This is a genomic window from Flavobacterium sp. KH_035 (assembly GCF_057839565.1).
On record NZ_CM174492.1, the window covers coordinates 40,591 to 56,989 of the forward strand.

Consider the following 16,399-nt stretch of genomic DNA (forward strand, 5'->3'; position numbering starts at 1 on the left):
TTTTGGTCGTTTGGTAAGCCGAAATTACAAAATATGAAGCGAAAAAAAGTACTACAACCGCATTATATTAAGTAAAAACCCAATTTATTACCATATTTTAACCTAAAAAGTAAAAACGACGCTAATTCCTTTGCCAATTTCAGAATGAATTTCGATTGTTCCTTTCAAAAAAGAAATACGGCTATCAATGTTTTTCATCCCTAATCCTTTCTGATTTTCGGAATTCTCGGTATCAAAACCAATTCCGTTATCTTTATAATAACAAGTCTGAATTTCATCTTCCATCTTAAAATCAATCCAAATTTCAGTTGCTTTTCCGTGACGTAAAGAATTGTTCATTAGTTCCTGTAAAATTCGGAAGACATGCAAATGACGATCAATATCTTTAGGATCAAATTCAATTTCATTGTAATAATGCACTTCTACCTTCTTGCTGCTTTCAAACTCATCACAAAGTTCTCGTACACCGGCATTCAGACCAAATTTTTCAAAAACAGGGGGCAATAAATTATGTGCAATTTTTCGGGAGTTCTCGAGTGCTCTTGCGGTAAGACTTATAATGGTCCCTGTAATCTCACTGATCTCTGCTTCGGTTAAATTTGGAGACGAGAGTATATGTGAATTTAATGATACAATATTCAGTTTAGAACTGATATCATCATGCAAATCCTGTGCAATTCTTTTTCGTTCTTCTTCCTGAGTCACAATAACGGCATGTACTTGTTCTTTACGGTATTGAATTTCCAGATCTCTTTTTTCTACTTCTTTCTGGATAATTTTCTTTCTGGAAAAATAAAAAAACGCAATTAAAAAAAAGGCCACAATCATAAAAAAACATGATGTGTACAGGATTATGGCAACTATCTCTTTTTCGTAAACCGGGCTTCCACTCATATCTGGTTATTTATTTTCTTTTTTGGGTTAAAACTTACTTTCCATTCATATAAAATAAAAAGATAATATACCATTACAAAAAAAGCATTTAGTCTCCATGTAAAATATTTCAAATCATCACTTAATCCGAGGGTAAGATTACCAACTAAAAAAAGAACTGTACTTACCAGTAAGTAAAAAGACAATCCAATTGTAAAGTAATAATACTGCCTGTCATCCGTTAGCATATTATAAAAATGCAATAAAGCATAAACAACGCTTAATAAAGAAGTCGCTGTAATTGCAAACAAGTTAAATTTAAAAAATTGATCTGTATTAATTAAACACTGAATGGCCAGAACTAATAACATAAACGTCAAACTCCAGTCTACAAATGCTTTTTGTCTTTTAATTCCTAAAATTGATTTATAAAACAGGCCTAATAAAACCATTTGTCCGATAAAATAAGTATTTACAAGGAACAAATTAATAATCTGAAAGCGATACAGCAGCTCCATCGTGAATTGAATAACAAACAAAAACACAACATAGGCTGTAAAAAAAACATTAGCTTTTTCCTTAAGGAAAAAGCTATATGTATATAAAATCAGGTTGACTAACAGTACAAAATAACCTGAAAATATTAGAAAATTATCCATTTATTATTGGTTCATTGGACTATCTGGATCAGTGTATGGCGGACATGGACGAGATGCATCGTAAAGGACATCTTCTCCATCACCAGCAGTTCTTGCACCTGCAAAAGATTGCTGTTGTTTGAAAACATCTACATAAATACCTGTTTTTGGGTTCAGTTTTGTACCAACAAGCATTAAATTTTGCTCTCCTGCATTATTAATACCCACATAAGCACGTACTGCATCAATATCCTGATCCAATACCAGTTTTATACTCTCTAATGGAATTAAATAAGCATCAACTTTCTTTTTATTATCTTCTTTTGCATTTCGAAATTTTCTGGCCCATTCCTGACCTACAGCTAAACTGACTTCAACTGATCCTAAGTTTTTTTCTTCTGACATAATTTAAATTTGTTTTTGGGTTAAAATTTAATTTAGAATTGCTTTGTGCAATTGTTTGGCTAAACTACAGAATTTTCTAGGAAAAGTATTAATATTTACACATAAAAAAAGCCTCAAAATGAGGCTAAATTGTTTTATTAAAACGGAACATCACTGTCGTCGTCGTCGTCGTTTAAGTTACTACCAAAAGCTTCATTGGCAGAAGGCAGGTTTTTAGTTATAAAAGGATTATCCTCATGATTCATTTTAGACGGTAAATCATCATAGCTACCTGAAAAATCATCAAGGTTATCAAACTTACCAAGATGTCCGATAAATTTCAATCGAATGTTTTCAATACCACCATTACGGTGCTTAGCAATCATTATCTCTGCCTGACCTGCAGTTGGTGATGCTTCATCATCATCCCATTCTTCAATTTTATAGTATTCCGGTCGGTATAAAAACGATACAATATCGGCATCCTGCTCAATCGCTCCAGATTCACGAAGATCTGAAAGAAGTGGACGCTTACTTGATCCACGCGTCTCAACAGCACGTGATAACTGCGAAAGTGCAATTACCGGTACATTTAACTCTTTTGCCAGGGCCTTTAAATTTCGGGAAATTGTAGAGATTTCCTGCTCACGATTTCCTCCTCCTTTATTATTTCCTCCGGCAGTCATCAATTGCAAATAATCGATGATTATAATTTTGATACCATGCTGTGAAACCAAACGACGGCATTTTGCCCTTAAGTCAAAAATAGAAAGTGACGGTGTATCATCAATAAACAAAGGAGCTTTTTCTAGGTTTTTCACCTTGGTACTCAACATTTCCCATTCGTGAGGCTCTAATTTACCTGTACGTAGTTTCTCTGATGACAATCCTGTTTCGGAAGAAATAAGCCTCGTAATCAGCTGAACGGAGGCCATCTCCAGCGAGAACAAAGCCACTCCGTGCCCGTACTGAATTGCGATATTTCTCGCCATCGAAAGTACAAATGCTGTTTTTCCCATCGCAGGTCTCGCTGCAATAATAATTAAATCACTGGGCTGCCATCCAGAAGTCAGTTTATCCAGATTAGTAAAACCAGTCTCAACGCCACTTAAACCTTCTTGTTTCGCAATTTCTTCGATCTTCTTTTTAGCCTGAAGTACTAAACTCTGAGCTGTTTCAGAACTACGTTTGATGTTTCCCTGTGTTACTTCATACAATTTTGATTCGGCCTGATCAAGCAAATCAAATACATCTGCAGTTTCATCATAAGATGCTTCGATAATTTCAGATGAAATTCGAATTAAACTTCTTTGAATGAATTTTTGAAGAATAATACGAGAGTGAAATTCGATATGCGCCGAAGAGGCAATTTTTTGAGTCAGCTGAATTAAATAAAAATCTCCTCCGGCCAATTCTAATTTTCCATTCTTCTTCAATTGAGTCGAAACAGTCAACAAGTCAATTGGCTGTGTTTCGGTAAAAAGCTGAACGATCGCTTCAAAAATAAATTTATGCGAATCTTTATAAAAAGCATCAGCCTGCAAAATATCAATTACATCATCAACCCCCTTTTTATCAATCATCATCGCCCCAAGCACAGCCTCCTCTAAATCAAGAACTTGCGGTGGAAGCTTTCCTTTTTCTAAACTAATAATTGTGGTTTTATCTACCTTTACAGGATTTACATTTTTGAAATTTTCCATATAGCGAAAGTAACAAAATTTAAAAAAAAATTGCTATTGAGTTATAACTATTAATTGTTTATAAATATGTTTTTTTTGTTCATAACCAAAAAAAAATCCGAAACTGTAAGGCTTCGGATTCTAATTGATTTGTAAGAATTTACTCTTTATACTCTCCCATCTTACTGTATTTGTCCATTCTTTGGGCAATCAGATCATGTGTTGATAAGTCTTTCAATTCATTATATCCTTTAGTGATGTACTCCGCCACTGTTTTAAAAGTAGTTTCGCGGTCATAGTGTGCTCCACCTAATGGTTCCGGGATCACATCATCTACTAATTTTTGCTTTTTCATATCAGATGAAGTCAATTTTAAAGCATCCGCAGCACGTTCTTTGTACTCCCAGCTTTTCCATAAAATTGAAGAACAAGATTCCGGAGAAATTACAGAATACCAAGTATTCTCCAACATGTATACTTTATCTCCAACACCAATTCCTAATGCTCCTCCCGATGCTCCTTCACCAACAATGATGGTGATAATAGGAACTTGTAAACGAACCATTTCAAAAATGTTTCTGGCGATCGCTTCTCCCTGTCCTCTTTCTTCGGCTTCAAGTCCTGGGTATGCACCCGGAGTATCTACTAAAGTTAAAACCGGAATTCCAAACTTCTCCGCCATTTTCATCAAACGCAAAGCTTTACGGTATCCTTCAGGGTTTGCCATACCAAAATTACGATACTGACGTGTTTTTGTATTAAAACCTTTTTGCTGACCAACAATCATAAACGACTGACCATTTACTTTTCCTAATCCGCCAACCATCGCTTTATCATCTTTAAAGTTTCTGTCTCCATGAAGCTCTAAAAATGTATCTCCACAAATTGCTTTGATGTAATCTAAGGTATAAGGTCTATTTGGATGTCTTGACAGCTGAACTCGTTGCCAGGCTGTAAGATTTTTGTATATTTCTTTCTTAGTTTGTTCTAATTTCTTGTTGATTTCCTTGCAGGTAGGTGTTACATCAACATCAGATTCTTTTCCAATTATAACACACTTTTCTAACTGTTCTTCAAGTTCTTTTATTGGAAGCTCAAAATCTAAATATTCCATGGATTTTTGAATTTTGTTTGTAAATCGAACCGCAAATATAAAAATATTATATCATTGGTTGAATTAAATCGTATTTAAAATATAAAAATGTAATTTAAAAATAAGGAAATTATTACACTTCTTTCTTATTTTTATAATGTTTAAAAACGCCATTTAAGATAACTGTAATTACGATTATCAGGGCGCCAATATAAAATTCCGTGCTCATTTTTTCTTTTCCGCCAAGGATAAAATAGGCTAGTACAATTCCGTAAACCGGCTCTAAATTAGTCGTTAACATCACTGTATAGGGAGTTAACTTCTGCATGACTTTCACCGAAGCTGTAAAGGCATAAGCGGTACAAACCGAAGCCAAAAGAAGTAATAAACCCCAGTTATTTAGGGACATGGTAAAAAAGTCAGCATTGAATTTTCCCTGTACTAAAAAATAAATTGAAATAAAGAAAACTCCCGCAGCAAACTCATAAAAGGTAATTACCGAAGGGTCATGTTCTGTTATTAATTTTCCATTCATTAAAGTAAACAAAACACCCAGAATAATAGCTACCAATGCATAATACATACCATGCAGATACTTCACCTCTACCTTCATTATTAACGCTAAACCTGCTATAATAATCAATCCGAAGAATACCTCGTAGAATAAAATCTTTCTTCCGTAAAAAAGCGGTTCTAACAACGACGCAAAAAAGGCACCTAAGGAAAATATGGAGAGCGTAATAGAAACATTGGAAACATGAATGGCTCTAAAAAAGAAAATCCAATGAAGAGCAATCAACAGTCCCACAAAAATTAGCTTCGCAAAAGAGCTGGCCGAAATTATAAAAGATTGTTTCTTGTACACAATAAAAGCGGCTAGAAAAACTCCTGCAAGAAGCATTCTGAACCAAACCAAATTTTCGGCATCAATGGTTATTAAAGCGCCCAAAATGGCTGTAAAACCCCAAATAAAAACAATTAAATGAAGATTTAAATAACTTTTTAAATTATCGTTTCGCATTACGTAGTAGGTAAACTGCCAAAATTCCGAAAACAATATTCGGAAACCAAACAGCTAATAAAGGTGAAAAGGTAGATTTTTCGGCAAGTGTTCCAAATATTTTATCAAAAAACACAAATGAAAAGGCTATTGCAATTCCGATAGCCAAATTGGTTCCCATACCACCGCGACGTTTCATTGACGAAACTGCCACAGCAATAATTGTGAGGATAAAAGCAGAAACGGGTACACTGTATTTTTTATACAGTACGACTAAATAGGTATTAATATTTCCCGAACCTCTTTTACGCTCTTTCTCAATAAAATCGATTAGTTTGCCCAATGGAAGAGTCTCTGCAATGTAAACTACCGGAGTTAAATCGGCCAGCTCAAATTTGAAAGCCACCCTTTTTTCCGGATTTTTTTCGATCTGATCATTTAATTCTCCCAGCGTTCTTTTTGTATAATCGTACAAATTATAGGTCTTTGTTTTAGGATCCCATTTAATACGGCTTGCGGTAATTTTATACATTAACTTTTCACCTTCAAAATGCTCTAACGTAAAATTAAAAGCCGTTTTAGATTCTTCATTAAAGCTATTGACAAAAATAAAATCGTTGTCGTTAATCTGCCTGTATACGTTTGTATTTTCACCACGCATCAACTGCTTCCCATTTCCTTTCAGATAGGTATACCTGAAGTTATTAAAACCTTCGCTGGCTGCGGGAACAATAAAAAAACCCATTAAAAGCACAAAAACCGAAACGATTGAAGCACCAATAATATAAGGTCTTAAAAAACGTGAAAACGAAATCCCGGAACTTAAAACCGCAATAATCTCGGTATTATTTGCCAGTTTTGAAGTAAACCATATTACCGACAAAAACAAAAATATCGGAAACAGAGAATTCGCAAAATATACCGTAAAATTGTAATAATAGATTGCAATTGCGCTAAACGGAATTTTATTTTCCAACATCTTATTCACCTTTTCAGAGACGTCAATTACAATTCCAATCGGAATAAATAATAAGATCATCACCGAAAATGTGGCTAAATATCTTTTTAAAATATACTTATCTATTATCGTCAGCATATATTGTTTTGTTTGTTTTTGTTTAAGGTTTCAAGTTTCAGGTTCTGCTTAGAACTTGAAACCTGAAACCTCAAACTTGAAACTTTTTTAAAGTCTTTGACTCATATTTTTAACCATCATTTCTTTCCATGGTCTAAAATCGCCTGCTAAGATATGTTTTCTGGCTTCACGAACCAACCACATATAGAAACCAAGGTTATGAATTGTTGCAATTTGTTTTCCTAAATATTCATTTGCTGCAAACAAGTGGCGTAAATAGGCTTTTGTATATTCTGTATCTACAAAAGTATGCCCCATTTCGTCAATTGGAGAAAAATCAGCTTCCCATTTTTTATTTTTGATGTTGATCGTTCCGTTTGCTGTAAACAACATACCATTTCTGGCGTTACGGGTTGGCATTACACAATCGAACATATCAATTCCTAAAGCAATATTCTCCAGTATATTAATCGGAGTTCCAACACCCATTAAGTAACGAGGTTTGTCTTCCGGTAAAATTTCACAAACCACTTCGGTCATAGCATACATCTCTTCTGCAGGCTCCCCCACAGACAAACCTCCAATAGCATTTCCTTGTTGTCCTGCATTTGCAATATACTCTGCTGACTGACGACGCAAATCTTTATAAGTACTTCCCTGAACAATTGGAAAAAATGTCTGCTCGTACCCATATTTATAAGGTACTTTATCCAAATGGTTAATACAACGATCTAACCAACGGTGGGTCATGTGCATTGAACGCTGTGCGTATCTGTAATCACATGGATAAGGTGTACATTCATCAAAAGCCATAATAATATCGGCTCCAATGGTACGTTGAATTTCCATTACACTTTCCGGTGAAAAAAAGTGATATGAACCATCAATATGTGATTTAAACTTTACTCCTTCTTCCTTAATTTTTCTGTTATTTGAAAGTGAATACACTTGGTACCCACCAGAATCAGTCAAAATATTACGGTCCCAATTCATAAATTTATGCAATCCGCCTGCTTTTTCAAGAATTTCAGTCTGCGGACGTAAATACAAATGGTAGGTATTTCCAAGAATAATATCCGGATTGATATCCTCTTTAAGTTCGCGTTGGTGTACCCCTTTAACAGAAGCCACTGTACCAACAGGCATAAAAATAGGCGTTTCGATTACGCCGTGATCTGTAGTAATACTTCCCGCTCTTGCTTTAGATTGCGGATCTTTTTGTAATAAATCAAACTTCATCTGTTTCTTTTTTCAGTCGGCAAAGATAGGCTAATTTCAGGAAAATCTAAGTAGTTAATTTGTCAATTGAAAAATTAGATCTTTTAGATAGCTAGATTATTAGAATCCTGGATTCTTAGATTGTTAGACTGATTAGATAATTCCGATAATGAACCGCATTGATGTTTAATCTTTAAAACCTGAAACTTGGAACCAGAGATTAACCGTAAAACAAAAAACGCAACTATTCAATAAAAAAAAATTAAATTTGATAAAAACCACAGATTAAGAAATCAGCAGATTTGTGCACAGAAAAAATAAAAGACAAATACAATGAATTTAGCTCAAAAACTTGGATATCCTGAAAACACCAAACTGTTAATCATTCATGCCGACGATGCCGGTTTATCCCATTCCGAAAATCAGGCCACAATAAAAACACTTCAAAATGGCTTTGTAAATTCCTACAGCATCATGACTCCCTGTCCGTGGTTTTTCGAGATGGCCAATTTTGCCAAAAACAATCCCAAATACGATTGTGGCGTCCATCTCACACTTACCTGCGAATGGGAGAATTACAAATTCGGCCCAGTTCTTCCGCTTTCAGAAGTTCCAAGTTTAACCGATCAAAATGGCCATTTCTATAAATCCAGAGCTGATTTTAAAAATCATGCAAAACCATCAGAAATCAAAAAAGAACTAACCGCTCAAATCGAAAAAGCATTACAATTCGGAATACAACCTACCCATTTGGACTCACACATGTGCAGTATTGGTGTAACTCCTGAGATTTTAGAAATCTACAAAGAACTTGGAAAACAATACAACTTACCGGTTTTTATCAATAAACAATTTGTTGAATCCATCAGCTTATCTAACGAAGAGTACAACTTCGAAGACATGCTTTTGACCGATAATCTTTTAATTGGATATTATAACGATTTTGAAAAAGGGGAATTAAGAGATTCGTATTCCAAAGCCTTGGAAAATGCTATTCCGGGTTTAAATGTGTTCTTGTTACATCCCGCCTATGACGATTTTGAAATGCAGGGCATCACCGTAAACCATCCAAATTTTGGTTCGGCTTGGCGCCAAATCGACTTTGACTTTTTCACTAGCGAAGAATGCGGCAGAAAACTAAAAGAAAATAACATTCAATTGGTTACCTGGCGAGAGATTGGATCAATTAAATAATTAGAAAATTAATCAATTATCTTTTTTGAAATCTCACAAAACCCTAATAACAAACAAAACGGCATTTGAAACCATGGCCAGCCTATTTTTGACTTTATAAAAACAAAACACCCTTTTTCTCTTCATATCGGCACAAAAAAGAGGGATAAATTCAACTTTACAGCAAACTAAACCCTAAAATCATTTGTCTCCCCGCAAAATAAAAATTACTTTTGCACCAGTTTAACTTTTACACATAAAATGAAGCCTAACACACAACAATTAAGCGATTTAACTATCCAAGTAAGAAGAGATATTCTTCGAATGGTACATGCTGTCAACTCAGGTCACCCAGGTGGTTCATTAGGTTGTACTGAATTTTTGGTAACACTGTACCAAAACATTATGGAGCGCAAAGAAGGTTTTGATATGGACGGAATCGGAGAAGACATCTTCTTCCTTTCAAACGGACATATTTCTCCTGTATTTTATAGCGTACTAGCACGTAGCGGTTATTTCCCTATTTCAGAACTTGCCACTTTTAGATTACTAAACTCACGTTTACAAGGACATCCAACAACTCACGAAGGATTACCTGGAGTTCGCATGGCTTCTGGTTCATTAGGACAAGGTTTATCTGTAGCTCTTGGTGCAGCCCAAGCAAAAAAATTAAATGGTGACAATCATTTGATTTACACTTTACACGGAGATGGTGAATTACAAGAAGGTCAAAACTGGGAAGCTATCATGTATGCTTCTGCCAAAAATGTAGACAACCTTATTGCAACTATCGACGTTAACGGAAAACAAATTGACGGAACAACTGACGAAGTTTTAGCAATGGGAAGCCTACGTGCAAAATTTGAAGCTTTTGACTGGGACGTTCTTGAAATTAAAGAAGGAAACAATATCGAAGCTATCATTTCGGGTTTAAACGACGCTAAATCAAGAACAGGAAAAGGAAAACCAGTTTGTATTTTGTTATATACAGAAATGGGTAACGGAGTTGATTTTATGATGCACACACATGCATGGCATGGTAAAGCACCAAACAACGATCAGTTGGCAAGTGCTTTAGCTCAAAACACATCAACTTTAGCAGACTATTAAAAACAGCTTTAAGCCTTAAGTAGTAAGCTTTATGCCTATTACCTACAGCCTATTGCGTACAGCAAAAAAACAAAAATGAAAAAATATACAAATACAGGAAGTAAAGATACTCGTTCGGGTTTTGGAGCGGGAATGACTGAACTAGGTCAAAAAAACGAAAAAGTTGTAGCATTATGTGCTGATTTAATTGGATCATTAAAATTTGATGATTTCAAAAAAAATCACCCGGAACGTTTCTTTCAAATCGGTATCGCTGAAGCAAATATGATTGGTATTGCTGCAGGTTTAACAATTGGGGGAAAAATTCCTTTCACAGGAACTTTCGCTAACTTTTCTACAGGAAGAGTTTACGATCAAATTCGTCAGTCAGTTGCTTACTCTGATAAAAATGTAAAAATTTGCGCTTCTCATGCTGGTTTAACACTAGGTGAAGACGGAGCAACACACCAAATCCTTGAGGATATTGGATTAATGAAAATGTTACCAGGAATGACTGTAATCAATACTTGCGATTACAATCAAACTAAAGCAGCTACTTTAGCATTGGCAGATCACCATGGTCCTGCTTACTTGCGTTTTGGCCGTCCGGTTGTACCTAACTTTACACCTGCTGACGAACCTTTCGTAATCGGAAAAGCAATCTTATTAAATGAAGGAACTGATGTAACCATTGTTGCAACAGGACACTTAGTTTGGGAAGCTCTTATCGCTGCCGAAGCTCTTGAAGCAAAAGGAATTTCTGCTGAAGTAATCAACATCCACACTATCAAACCCCTTGACGAAGAAGCCATTCTAAAATCATTGGCTAAAACAAAATGTGTGGTAACTGCAGAAGAGCACAACATTCTTGGAGGTCTTGGAGAAAGCGTTTCAAGAGTATTAGCTTTAAACAATCCTGCACCGCAAGAATTTGTAGCTGTTAACGATAGTTTTGGCGAATCCGGAACTCCGGAACAACTAATGGAAAAATACAAATTAAACAACCAGGCGATTGTTGAAGCTGTAGAAAGAGTTATCAAAAGAAAATAATTATTTCATTTTCTTACTTTATAAAGAATACCCCGAAAAGTGATTTTCGGGTTTTTTTTGTTTTTATCTCCAGGCTTTGGAAAAAAGAGCAAAGAGAACAGAGTCCCCCTAAACCTCTGCAAAGAAACACATACCCTTATGAACTACTTAGCTTTCTTTTTCTGTATGTTTAAAAAAATCCATCCTATTTACAACCCGAGCAATAGCGAATTAGCAAAGCAAATCTGCGAGAAACAAACCTTTAAAAACTTCCCCAATTTGCAAACTCAAATAAATAAAAATTCTATCTGCCAATCATAAAAAAACCTCGAAATCAATTTCGAGGTTTAAATTTATTTGATACAAGCTAAAAATTAATTCTGCTTATAAGGATAAGTATTATCCAAATGAATTCTCGTTCTACCAGGTGTTGTATAATCTTCACTAATAAACTTACGCGGATTTGTTAAAGATTCTGGTTTAGCAGGATCTGTAAGCGCCCCTGTTGGCCTTCTTGGCACTCCCCAAATTTCAGATTCATTAACATTAGGTGTAGATGGATTATCCAAAATCGGATCATAAGGATAGTATTTACTCAAACCAGAATAAGACGCATCCAAAGGTTTAGTAATCTCATAACGGGTAGTAAAACCATCATTATCATCGTCCTGATCTAAGAAATCAGGAATTCCATCACCATCTGTATCATCCAAATTTTTAGGAGCCTTAGGATACAACGTTGTATTTCTATAATCATAAACATAACCATCTCCGTTAATATCTTCCTGATAATCAAAAAGTCCATCAGGATTCGGAATTAAAGCACCAGTACTGGCGGAATAACCATTATTTTCGTGATCTAATCTTTTAAGATCGTATAATTTAATAGTAAAAATCAAAGGAGAATAAGCTGGTATCGAGCTTGATGCAGGCGGATTCGCATAATAACCTAATCCTGAAGGAATAAACAACACTCCAGCCCCAAAGTCCTTACGACTAATACTTCCATCAGCATTAGTAGTACTTGTTCCTATTTTAAACTGAGGAAAAATCTCGCTCCACCCCATAATAACCCCGTATAAATCCTGAGTCTCGTTTGTATATATGACCTGCTCAAATAATGTAGTGGTTAACTGCTCAGGATCTGTAGCTGTTTTTTCAACTCGTTTTAAATATTCCCCTTTATAAGCAGTTAAAACTCCATCTGTATTCAATGGGGACAAACCAGTACCTTCTCTTAAAACCAAATAATACATTTTGTATTTTATCCCATGTAAATCTACATCTCTAGTCAGCAACTTAGGAAATGTAGCACTATTTAAATAAGACATTATTGAAGGCTGAGTCGCCACATCAGTAATCTTTGTAAATGTAACATCCTGATCTGTTACATCTCCAGGCTTATTAACCACCGTAATATAATTGGTCTTTAAATATTCCTCAATATTTACATTATCAATATTAAATTGTTCCTGATAATCCTTTAGAGGAGCTATCTCCGTCTCATCATCATCCTTTTTATTACAAGAAACCAACGAAACACCTGCAAGCAATAAAATAAAATAATATTTAAATTTATTCATTATTGTTAATTTTTTAGGTGCGCAAGATACAATATTGATTTATTTTTGTAAAGATTTTAACTTTGATTTTAGAAAAATTATGAGAATAGACAAATACCTCTGGTGCGTGCGATATTATAAGACCAGAAACATGGTTACGGAAGCCTGCAAAAAAAACCATATCACTGTAAATGGACAAGTTGCAAAGCCATCCAAAGAGGTTTTTCCTACCGACAGAATCACCTTTAGAAAAGATCAGATAACCCAAATTATAACCGTACTCGACATTCCTGAAAGCCGTGTTGGAGCAAAACTGGTTGACATCTACCGAAAAAACGAAACTCCGGCAGAAGTTTATGCCCATTTGGAATTACTAAAACTGTCCAAAGAACATTATCGTAAAAGCGGCACAGGGAGACCTACCAAAAAAGACCGTCGGGATATTGATGAATACGGCAATGAGATTTTTGACGAGGAAGAAGAAGTTTAAATTCCAATTTCTAAAATCCAAATTCCAAAATTTATGTCTGTAAAAATTTCAGACAGGTAAAATCCTAAAATTCAAACCTCAACACTATGATCTCAAAATCCCTTTCCCAACATTGGAATTTGGGATTTAAAAAATTAAAAATTCCATTATCAAAATTGGAATTTGAGTTTTTTATATTGGAATTTAAATTTAGTTATCTTAGCAAAAAATTAAATCATGAGCAAAAACATCATCTTAACCAATCAGGAAATCGAACACAAAATAAAACGTATCGCTTATCAGATATATGAAACTTTTGTTGATGAAGACGAAGTTGTAATTGCCGGAATCGCTTCAAACGGTTCTGTTTTTGCTCAAAAGCTTGCTTCGGCCTTAGCCAGTATTTCAACGCTTAAAGTTTCGCTTTGCGAAGTTAAAGTCGACAAACAAAATCCACAGTTGCCTATATCTACATCATTAACTAAAGAAGAGTACGAGAACAAAGGTCTGGTACTGGTTGATGACGTCCTAAATTCAGGTACTACATTAATATATGCTGTTCGTCATTTCTTAGATGTTCCACTTAAGAAATTCAAAACAGCAGTACTTGTAGACAGAAATCACAAAAAGTATCCTGTAAAAGCTGATTTTAAAGGAATCTCCTTGTCTACTTCTTTATTAGAACATGTGCAGGTCATTTTTGATGAAAACGGCGACAACTATGCCTTCTTAAGCTAAAATCGCTAAAATATCCTGAACCGTTTCTTCGACAGTTTTATCATCAACCGTGACCTTATATTGTGCATGGTTGTAATAAAAACTTCTGTCGAATAAATGTTTCGCTATAAATTCTTTCATTTCCTCTTCATTCATATCAGCGATTAACGGTCGTTTACTTTTATTATGAACTAACCTATCATACAAAGTTTCTATCGAAGCCTTAAGATATATCGAAACAACACCCTCTCCCTTTAATAATTCATGATTATTGGCATAACAAGGTGTTCCTCCACCTAAACCAATTATATTATTTTCTGAAGATTGGAGTAATTCTACAAACATTTCGTGCTCTAATTTTCTAAAATAGATCTCTCCATGTTGCTCGAAAATCTCATTTATTGATAAATTGACCCTGTTTTCGATACATTTGTCTAAATCCAGAAATGGAATATTTGTAATTTTTGACATATTTTGAGCAATCGTTGACTTCCCGCAACCCATATATCCTAACAATATGATTTTTTTCATTTTAATAATACCTTATAAACTAAGAGGTTGTAAATTTTGATTAAAAAAAGACAAATTTATAATAAATAAGCTTGGAAATAATAAAAAAAACTTCTTATATTTGCACCCGCGTTCAAGAAGCGAATATGACTCGATAGCTCAGTTGGTAGAGCACATCACTTTTAATGATGGGGTCCTGGGTTCGAGCCCCAGTCGGGTCACAAACTGTGATTCACAATATAAGTTTCTTGATAGCATTGACTCGATAGCTCAGTTGGTAGAGCACATCACTTTTAATGATGGGGTCCTGGGTTCGAGCCCCAGTCGGGTCACAAAAGGTCGAGTATTAATTTACTTGACCTTTTTTAATTTTTGGCCACGTGGAGAAACGGTAGACTTGCCATCTTGAGGGGGTGGTGCTCGTAAGGGCGTGTGGGTTCAAATCCCACCGTGGTCACTAAATAAAAAAACCTATTTCATCTTGAAATAGGTTTTTTTGTGTCTTTTTCAAACTACTTAGCAAGCTATTCTTTGCAAATATTAACGACTCACAAACCCCATGAAGTTAACGTAATGGAATTTAAACCATTTCAGTCGAATAAATTTAACCTCATCTTTTAATTTGGTTGTATGTAAACCCATTTATTATTCTCTTTTTTAATCAAAATAGCACCGTTGTAACCACTTTGAGTTCCATATTCTAAACCGGTAAGCAATTCAACAACAACTACTCCGTTTTGTTTTTTATTATCGAAACATACTCGTGAAAACTTAAGAATTTTATATTCTTGATCCGCAACAATTTTTACTTCAGAAATCTCAGACTGACTATATGGCTTTCTTAATTTGATTTTCCTCTTATCAAAATCCCTATAAACCAGCTCATTAAAACGATTTGATTTTACAATTCCATAAAATATTATGGAATCAGATTTTGAAAATTGATTATTTTTAAACATCCACAAATTATCTTCTTTTTCTTGTGCAATTGGAATAAGCGCATCGGAGAGATAAACATTTATATTTAATGAATCAATATTCGGTTTATAGACTTTAATATGATCTATTGAATCAGGAACATTCAATAATTTATTTAAGTCTTTTTTAATTAAAAAGTCATTACTAATATCTTCAATTGCTTTTAATTCTTCATTTTCGTATGAATAATCATCCTTACACCCAAGTAAAGCAATGACTAATAAAAAAATTAATAGAAATTTGTTCATTTTTTTTTGATTTTAAACTAAGCTAATATAAATAAAAAAAGATTTTATTAATTTACAAATCAATCATACTTCATTCAAATTCTGCAAATCCTCTAGAAGATAGTTCGAATTCTACACCGTGAGGTCACAAAAAAAAGGTAGAATACGCAAAACGCACTTTAGTTTTTTTTCTTATACCCTACGTTTCAACACATTACTTCTTTATTAAATTTAAGTTAAGAGAAGCTATGAAATATCAAAAATAACTTCTTATATTTGCACCCGCGTTCAAGAAAAGAATATGACTCGATAGCTCAGTTGGTAGAGCACATCACTTTTAATGATGGGGTCCTGGGTTCGAGCCCCAGTCGGGTCACAAAATTTGTGATTTAACAAAATACTTTTCTTGATAGCATTGACTCGATAGCTCAGTTGGTAGAGCACATCACTTTTAATGATGGGGTCCTGGGTTCGAGCCCCAGTCGGGTCACAAAAGGTTAGGTATTAATTTACCTGACCTTTTTTATTTTCCGTCCAATCGTGAAATAACACAACCATCCTCTATTAAAAACTCAAACTAATACAATAAGACAAATTCTTCCCGTCTCTAAATCCTAATCTTTAAAAATTGCTTTTCAGGTCCTTTTCTACAGGTAACATGAGAACACTTAAATATGACCCG

16 protein-coding genes and 5 tRNA genes are annotated in these 16,399 nt (G+C 34.5%); 10 read left to right on the top strand and 11 right to left on the bottom strand.

Going from position 1 to position 16,399, the window contains the following annotated elements; translation table 11 throughout:
- Positions 1-102 precede the first annotated feature (102 nt).
- The 8 genes from AC3IS6_RS00195 to tgt all read right to left on the bottom strand — a co-directional run bounded on the left by AC3IS6_RS00195 (position 103) and on the right by tgt (position 7,984).
- A complete protein-coding gene (locus AC3IS6_RS00195) occupies positions 103-894 on the bottom strand; it encodes a sensor histidine kinase (RefSeq protein WP_489162681.1) in 792 nt (263 codons plus the stop codon).
- The gene (locus AC3IS6_RS00200) at positions 891-1,532 is read right to left on the bottom strand and encodes a hypothetical protein (protein WP_489162683.1); all 642 of its coding nucleotides are present in this window, start codon (positions 1,530-1,532) and stop codon (positions 891-893) included. Before AC3IS6_RS00200 ends, AC3IS6_RS00195 begins: the two co-directional genes overlap by 4 nt.
- Before the next feature lie 3 nt (positions 1,533-1,535).
- On the bottom strand, positions 1,536-1,916 hold the full coding sequence (locus tag AC3IS6_RS00205; RefSeq protein ID WP_489162685.1) for a hypothetical protein: 381 nt from the start codon (positions 1,914-1,916) through the stop codon (positions 1,536-1,538).
- Between the two features lie 137 nt (positions 1,917-2,053).
- Positions 2,054-3,598 (bottom strand): replicative DNA helicase, encoded by a 1,545-nt coding sequence (gene dnaB, locus AC3IS6_RS00210; protein WP_489162687.1) that lies wholly within the window; start codon positions 3,596-3,598, stop codon positions 2,054-2,056.
- Positions 3,599-3,737: 139 nt separating this feature from the next.
- Positions 3,738-4,691, bottom strand: coding sequence for an acetyl-CoA carboxylase carboxyltransferase subunit alpha (locus AC3IS6_RS00215; protein WP_489162689.1), 954 nt, complete (start codon positions 4,689-4,691; stop codon positions 3,738-3,740).
- 112 nt (positions 4,692-4,803) lie between these two features.
- The gene (locus tag AC3IS6_RS00220; protein WP_489162691.1) at positions 4,804-5,691 is read right to left on the bottom strand and encodes a DMT family transporter; all 888 of its coding nucleotides are present in this window, start codon (positions 5,689-5,691) and stop codon (positions 4,804-4,806) included.
- The gene (locus tag AC3IS6_RS00225) at positions 5,678-6,766 is read right to left on the bottom strand and encodes an LptF/LptG family permease (protein WP_489162693.1); all 1,089 of its coding nucleotides are present in this window, start codon (positions 6,764-6,766) and stop codon (positions 5,678-5,680) included. The genes AC3IS6_RS00220 and AC3IS6_RS00225 overlap by 14 nt, the downstream gene beginning before the upstream one ends.
- Before the next feature lie 87 nt (positions 6,767-6,853).
- On the bottom strand, positions 6,854-7,984 hold the full coding sequence (gene tgt / locus AC3IS6_RS00230; protein ID WP_041515562.1) for a tRNA guanosine(34) transglycosylase Tgt: 1,131 nt from the start codon (positions 7,982-7,984) through the stop codon (positions 6,854-6,856).
- Between the two features lie 312 nt (positions 7,985-8,296).
- Between tgt and AC3IS6_RS00235 the strand changes: the two genes are divergently transcribed.
- The 3 genes from AC3IS6_RS00235 to AC3IS6_RS00245 all read left to right on the top strand — a co-directional run bounded on the left by AC3IS6_RS00235 (position 8,297) and on the right by AC3IS6_RS00245 (position 11,275).
- The gene (locus AC3IS6_RS00235) at positions 8,297-9,157 is read left to right on the top strand and encodes a polysaccharide deacetylase family protein (protein ID WP_489162695.1); all 861 of its coding nucleotides are present in this window, start codon (positions 8,297-8,299) and stop codon (positions 9,155-9,157) included.
- Positions 9,158-9,397: 240 nt separating this feature from the next.
- Positions 9,398-10,246, top strand: a complete 849-nt coding sequence (locus tag AC3IS6_RS00240; protein WP_489162697.1) for a transketolase — start codon at positions 9,398-9,400, stop codon at positions 10,244-10,246.
- A gap of 75 nt (positions 10,247-10,321) precedes the next feature.
- Complete coding sequence (locus AC3IS6_RS00245; RefSeq protein ID WP_055091746.1) at positions 10,322-11,275, top strand: transketolase family protein; 954 nt, start codon at positions 10,322-10,324, stop codon at positions 11,273-11,275.
- Positions 11,276-11,628: 353 nt separating this feature from the next.
- Here the strand turns inward: AC3IS6_RS00245 and bamM are convergent, their stop codons facing one another.
- Positions 11,629-12,837 (bottom strand): BamM family beta-barrel-assembly machinery protein, encoded by a 1,209-nt coding sequence (gene bamM, locus AC3IS6_RS00250; RefSeq protein ID WP_489162699.1) that lies wholly within the window; start codon positions 12,835-12,837, stop codon positions 11,629-11,631.
- A 79-nt stretch (positions 12,838-12,916) separates the two neighbouring features.
- Here bamM and AC3IS6_RS00255 point away from each other — a divergent pair, with 79 nt between their 5' ends.
- Both AC3IS6_RS00255 and AC3IS6_RS00260 read left to right on the top strand, forming a co-directional pair.
- On the top strand, positions 12,917-13,306 hold the full coding sequence (locus tag AC3IS6_RS00255) for an RNA-binding S4 domain-containing protein (RefSeq protein WP_489162701.1): 390 nt from the start codon (positions 12,917-12,919) through the stop codon (positions 13,304-13,306).
- A gap of 216 nt (positions 13,307-13,522) precedes the next feature.
- Positions 13,523-14,023, top strand: a complete 501-nt coding sequence (locus AC3IS6_RS00260; protein WP_489162703.1) for a phosphoribosyltransferase family protein — start codon at positions 13,523-13,525, stop codon at positions 14,021-14,023.
- Here the strand turns inward: AC3IS6_RS00260 and AC3IS6_RS00265 are convergent.
- On the bottom strand, positions 14,015-14,533 hold the full coding sequence (locus AC3IS6_RS00265; protein ID WP_489162705.1) for a shikimate kinase: 519 nt from the start codon (positions 14,531-14,533) through the stop codon (positions 14,015-14,017). The two genes, AC3IS6_RS00260 and AC3IS6_RS00265, sit on opposite strands and share 9 nt — an antisense overlap.
- A 127-nt stretch (positions 14,534-14,660) precedes the next feature.
- On the opposite strand from AC3IS6_RS00265, the gene AC3IS6_RS00270 reads away from it, so the two are divergent.
- The 3 genes from AC3IS6_RS00270 (at position 14,661) to AC3IS6_RS00280 (ending at position 14,969) form a co-directional block, all read left to right on the top strand.
- A tRNA-Lys gene (locus AC3IS6_RS00270) sits at positions 14,661-14,733 on the top strand.
- Between the two features lie 38 nt (positions 14,734-14,771).
- A tRNA-Lys gene (locus tag AC3IS6_RS00275) sits at positions 14,772-14,844 on the top strand.
- A gap of 42 nt (positions 14,845-14,886) precedes the next feature.
- A tRNA-Leu gene (locus AC3IS6_RS00280) sits at positions 14,887-14,969 on the top strand.
- A 160-nt stretch (positions 14,970-15,129) separates the two neighbouring features.
- Here the strand turns inward: AC3IS6_RS00280 and AC3IS6_RS00285 are convergent.
- The gene (locus AC3IS6_RS00285) at positions 15,130-15,738 is read right to left on the bottom strand and encodes a hypothetical protein (protein WP_489162707.1); all 609 of its coding nucleotides are present in this window, start codon (positions 15,736-15,738) and stop codon (positions 15,130-15,132) included.
- A gap of 282 nt (positions 15,739-16,020) precedes the next feature.
- Here AC3IS6_RS00285 and AC3IS6_RS00290 point away from each other — a divergent pair.
- Positions 16,021-16,093: transfer RNA gene (locus AC3IS6_RS00290), tRNA-Lys, on the top strand.
- A 41-nt stretch (positions 16,094-16,134) separates the two neighbouring features.
- Positions 16,135-16,207 (top strand) — tRNA-Lys (locus tag AC3IS6_RS00295).
- The last annotated feature ends 192 nt before the right edge of the window (positions 16,208-16,399 follow it).

Bases quoted from the DNA above. Each gene is read 5' to 3' on its own strand.
- AC3IS6_RS00195 (WP_489162681.1), bottom strand. From the start codon at position 894: ATGAGTGGAAGCCCGGTTTACGAAAAAGAGATAGTTGCCATAATCCTG.
- AC3IS6_RS00200 (WP_489162683.1), bottom strand. From the start codon at position 1,532: ATGGATAATTTTCTAATATTTTCAGGTTATTTTGTACTGTTAGTCAAC.
- AC3IS6_RS00205 (WP_489162685.1), bottom strand. From the start codon at position 1,916: ATGTCAGAAGAAAAAAACTTAGGATCAGTTGAAGTCAGTTTAGCTGTA.
- dnaB (WP_489162687.1), bottom strand. From the start codon at position 3,598: ATGGAAAATTTCAAAAATGTAAATCCTGTAAAGGTAGATAAAACCACA.
- AC3IS6_RS00215 (WP_489162689.1), bottom strand. From the start codon at position 4,691: ATGGAATATTTAGATTTTGAGCTTCCAATAAAAGAACTTGAAGAACAG.
- AC3IS6_RS00220 (WP_489162691.1), bottom strand. From the start codon at position 5,691: ATGCGAAACGATAATTTAAAAAGTTATTTAAATCTTCATTTAATTGTT.
- AC3IS6_RS00225 (WP_489162693.1), bottom strand. From the start codon at position 6,766: ATGCTGACGATAATAGATAAGTATATTTTAAAAAGATATTTAGCCACA.
- tgt (WP_041515562.1), bottom strand. From the start codon at position 7,984: ATGAAGTTTGATTTATTACAAAAAGATCCGCAATCTAAAGCAAGAGCG.
- AC3IS6_RS00235 (WP_489162695.1), top strand. From the start codon at position 8,297: ATGAATTTAGCTCAAAAACTTGGATATCCTGAAAACACCAAACTGTTA.
- AC3IS6_RS00240 (WP_489162697.1), top strand. From the start codon at position 9,398: ATGAAGCCTAACACACAACAATTAAGCGATTTAACTATCCAAGTAAGA.
- AC3IS6_RS00245 (WP_055091746.1), top strand. From the start codon at position 10,322: ATGAAAAAATATACAAATACAGGAAGTAAAGATACTCGTTCGGGTTTT.
- bamM (WP_489162699.1), bottom strand. From the start codon at position 12,837: ATGAATAAATTTAAATATTATTTTATTTTATTGCTTGCAGGTGTTTCG.
- AC3IS6_RS00255 (WP_489162701.1), top strand. From the start codon at position 12,917: ATGAGAATAGACAAATACCTCTGGTGCGTGCGATATTATAAGACCAGA.
- AC3IS6_RS00260 (WP_489162703.1), top strand. From the start codon at position 13,523: ATGAGCAAAAACATCATCTTAACCAATCAGGAAATCGAACACAAAATA.
- AC3IS6_RS00265 (WP_489162705.1), bottom strand. From the start codon at position 14,533: ATGAAAAAAATCATATTGTTAGGATATATGGGTTGCGGGAAGTCAACG.
- AC3IS6_RS00285 (WP_489162707.1), bottom strand. From the start codon at position 15,738: ATGAACAAATTTCTATTAATTTTTTTATTAGTCATTGCTTTACTTGGG.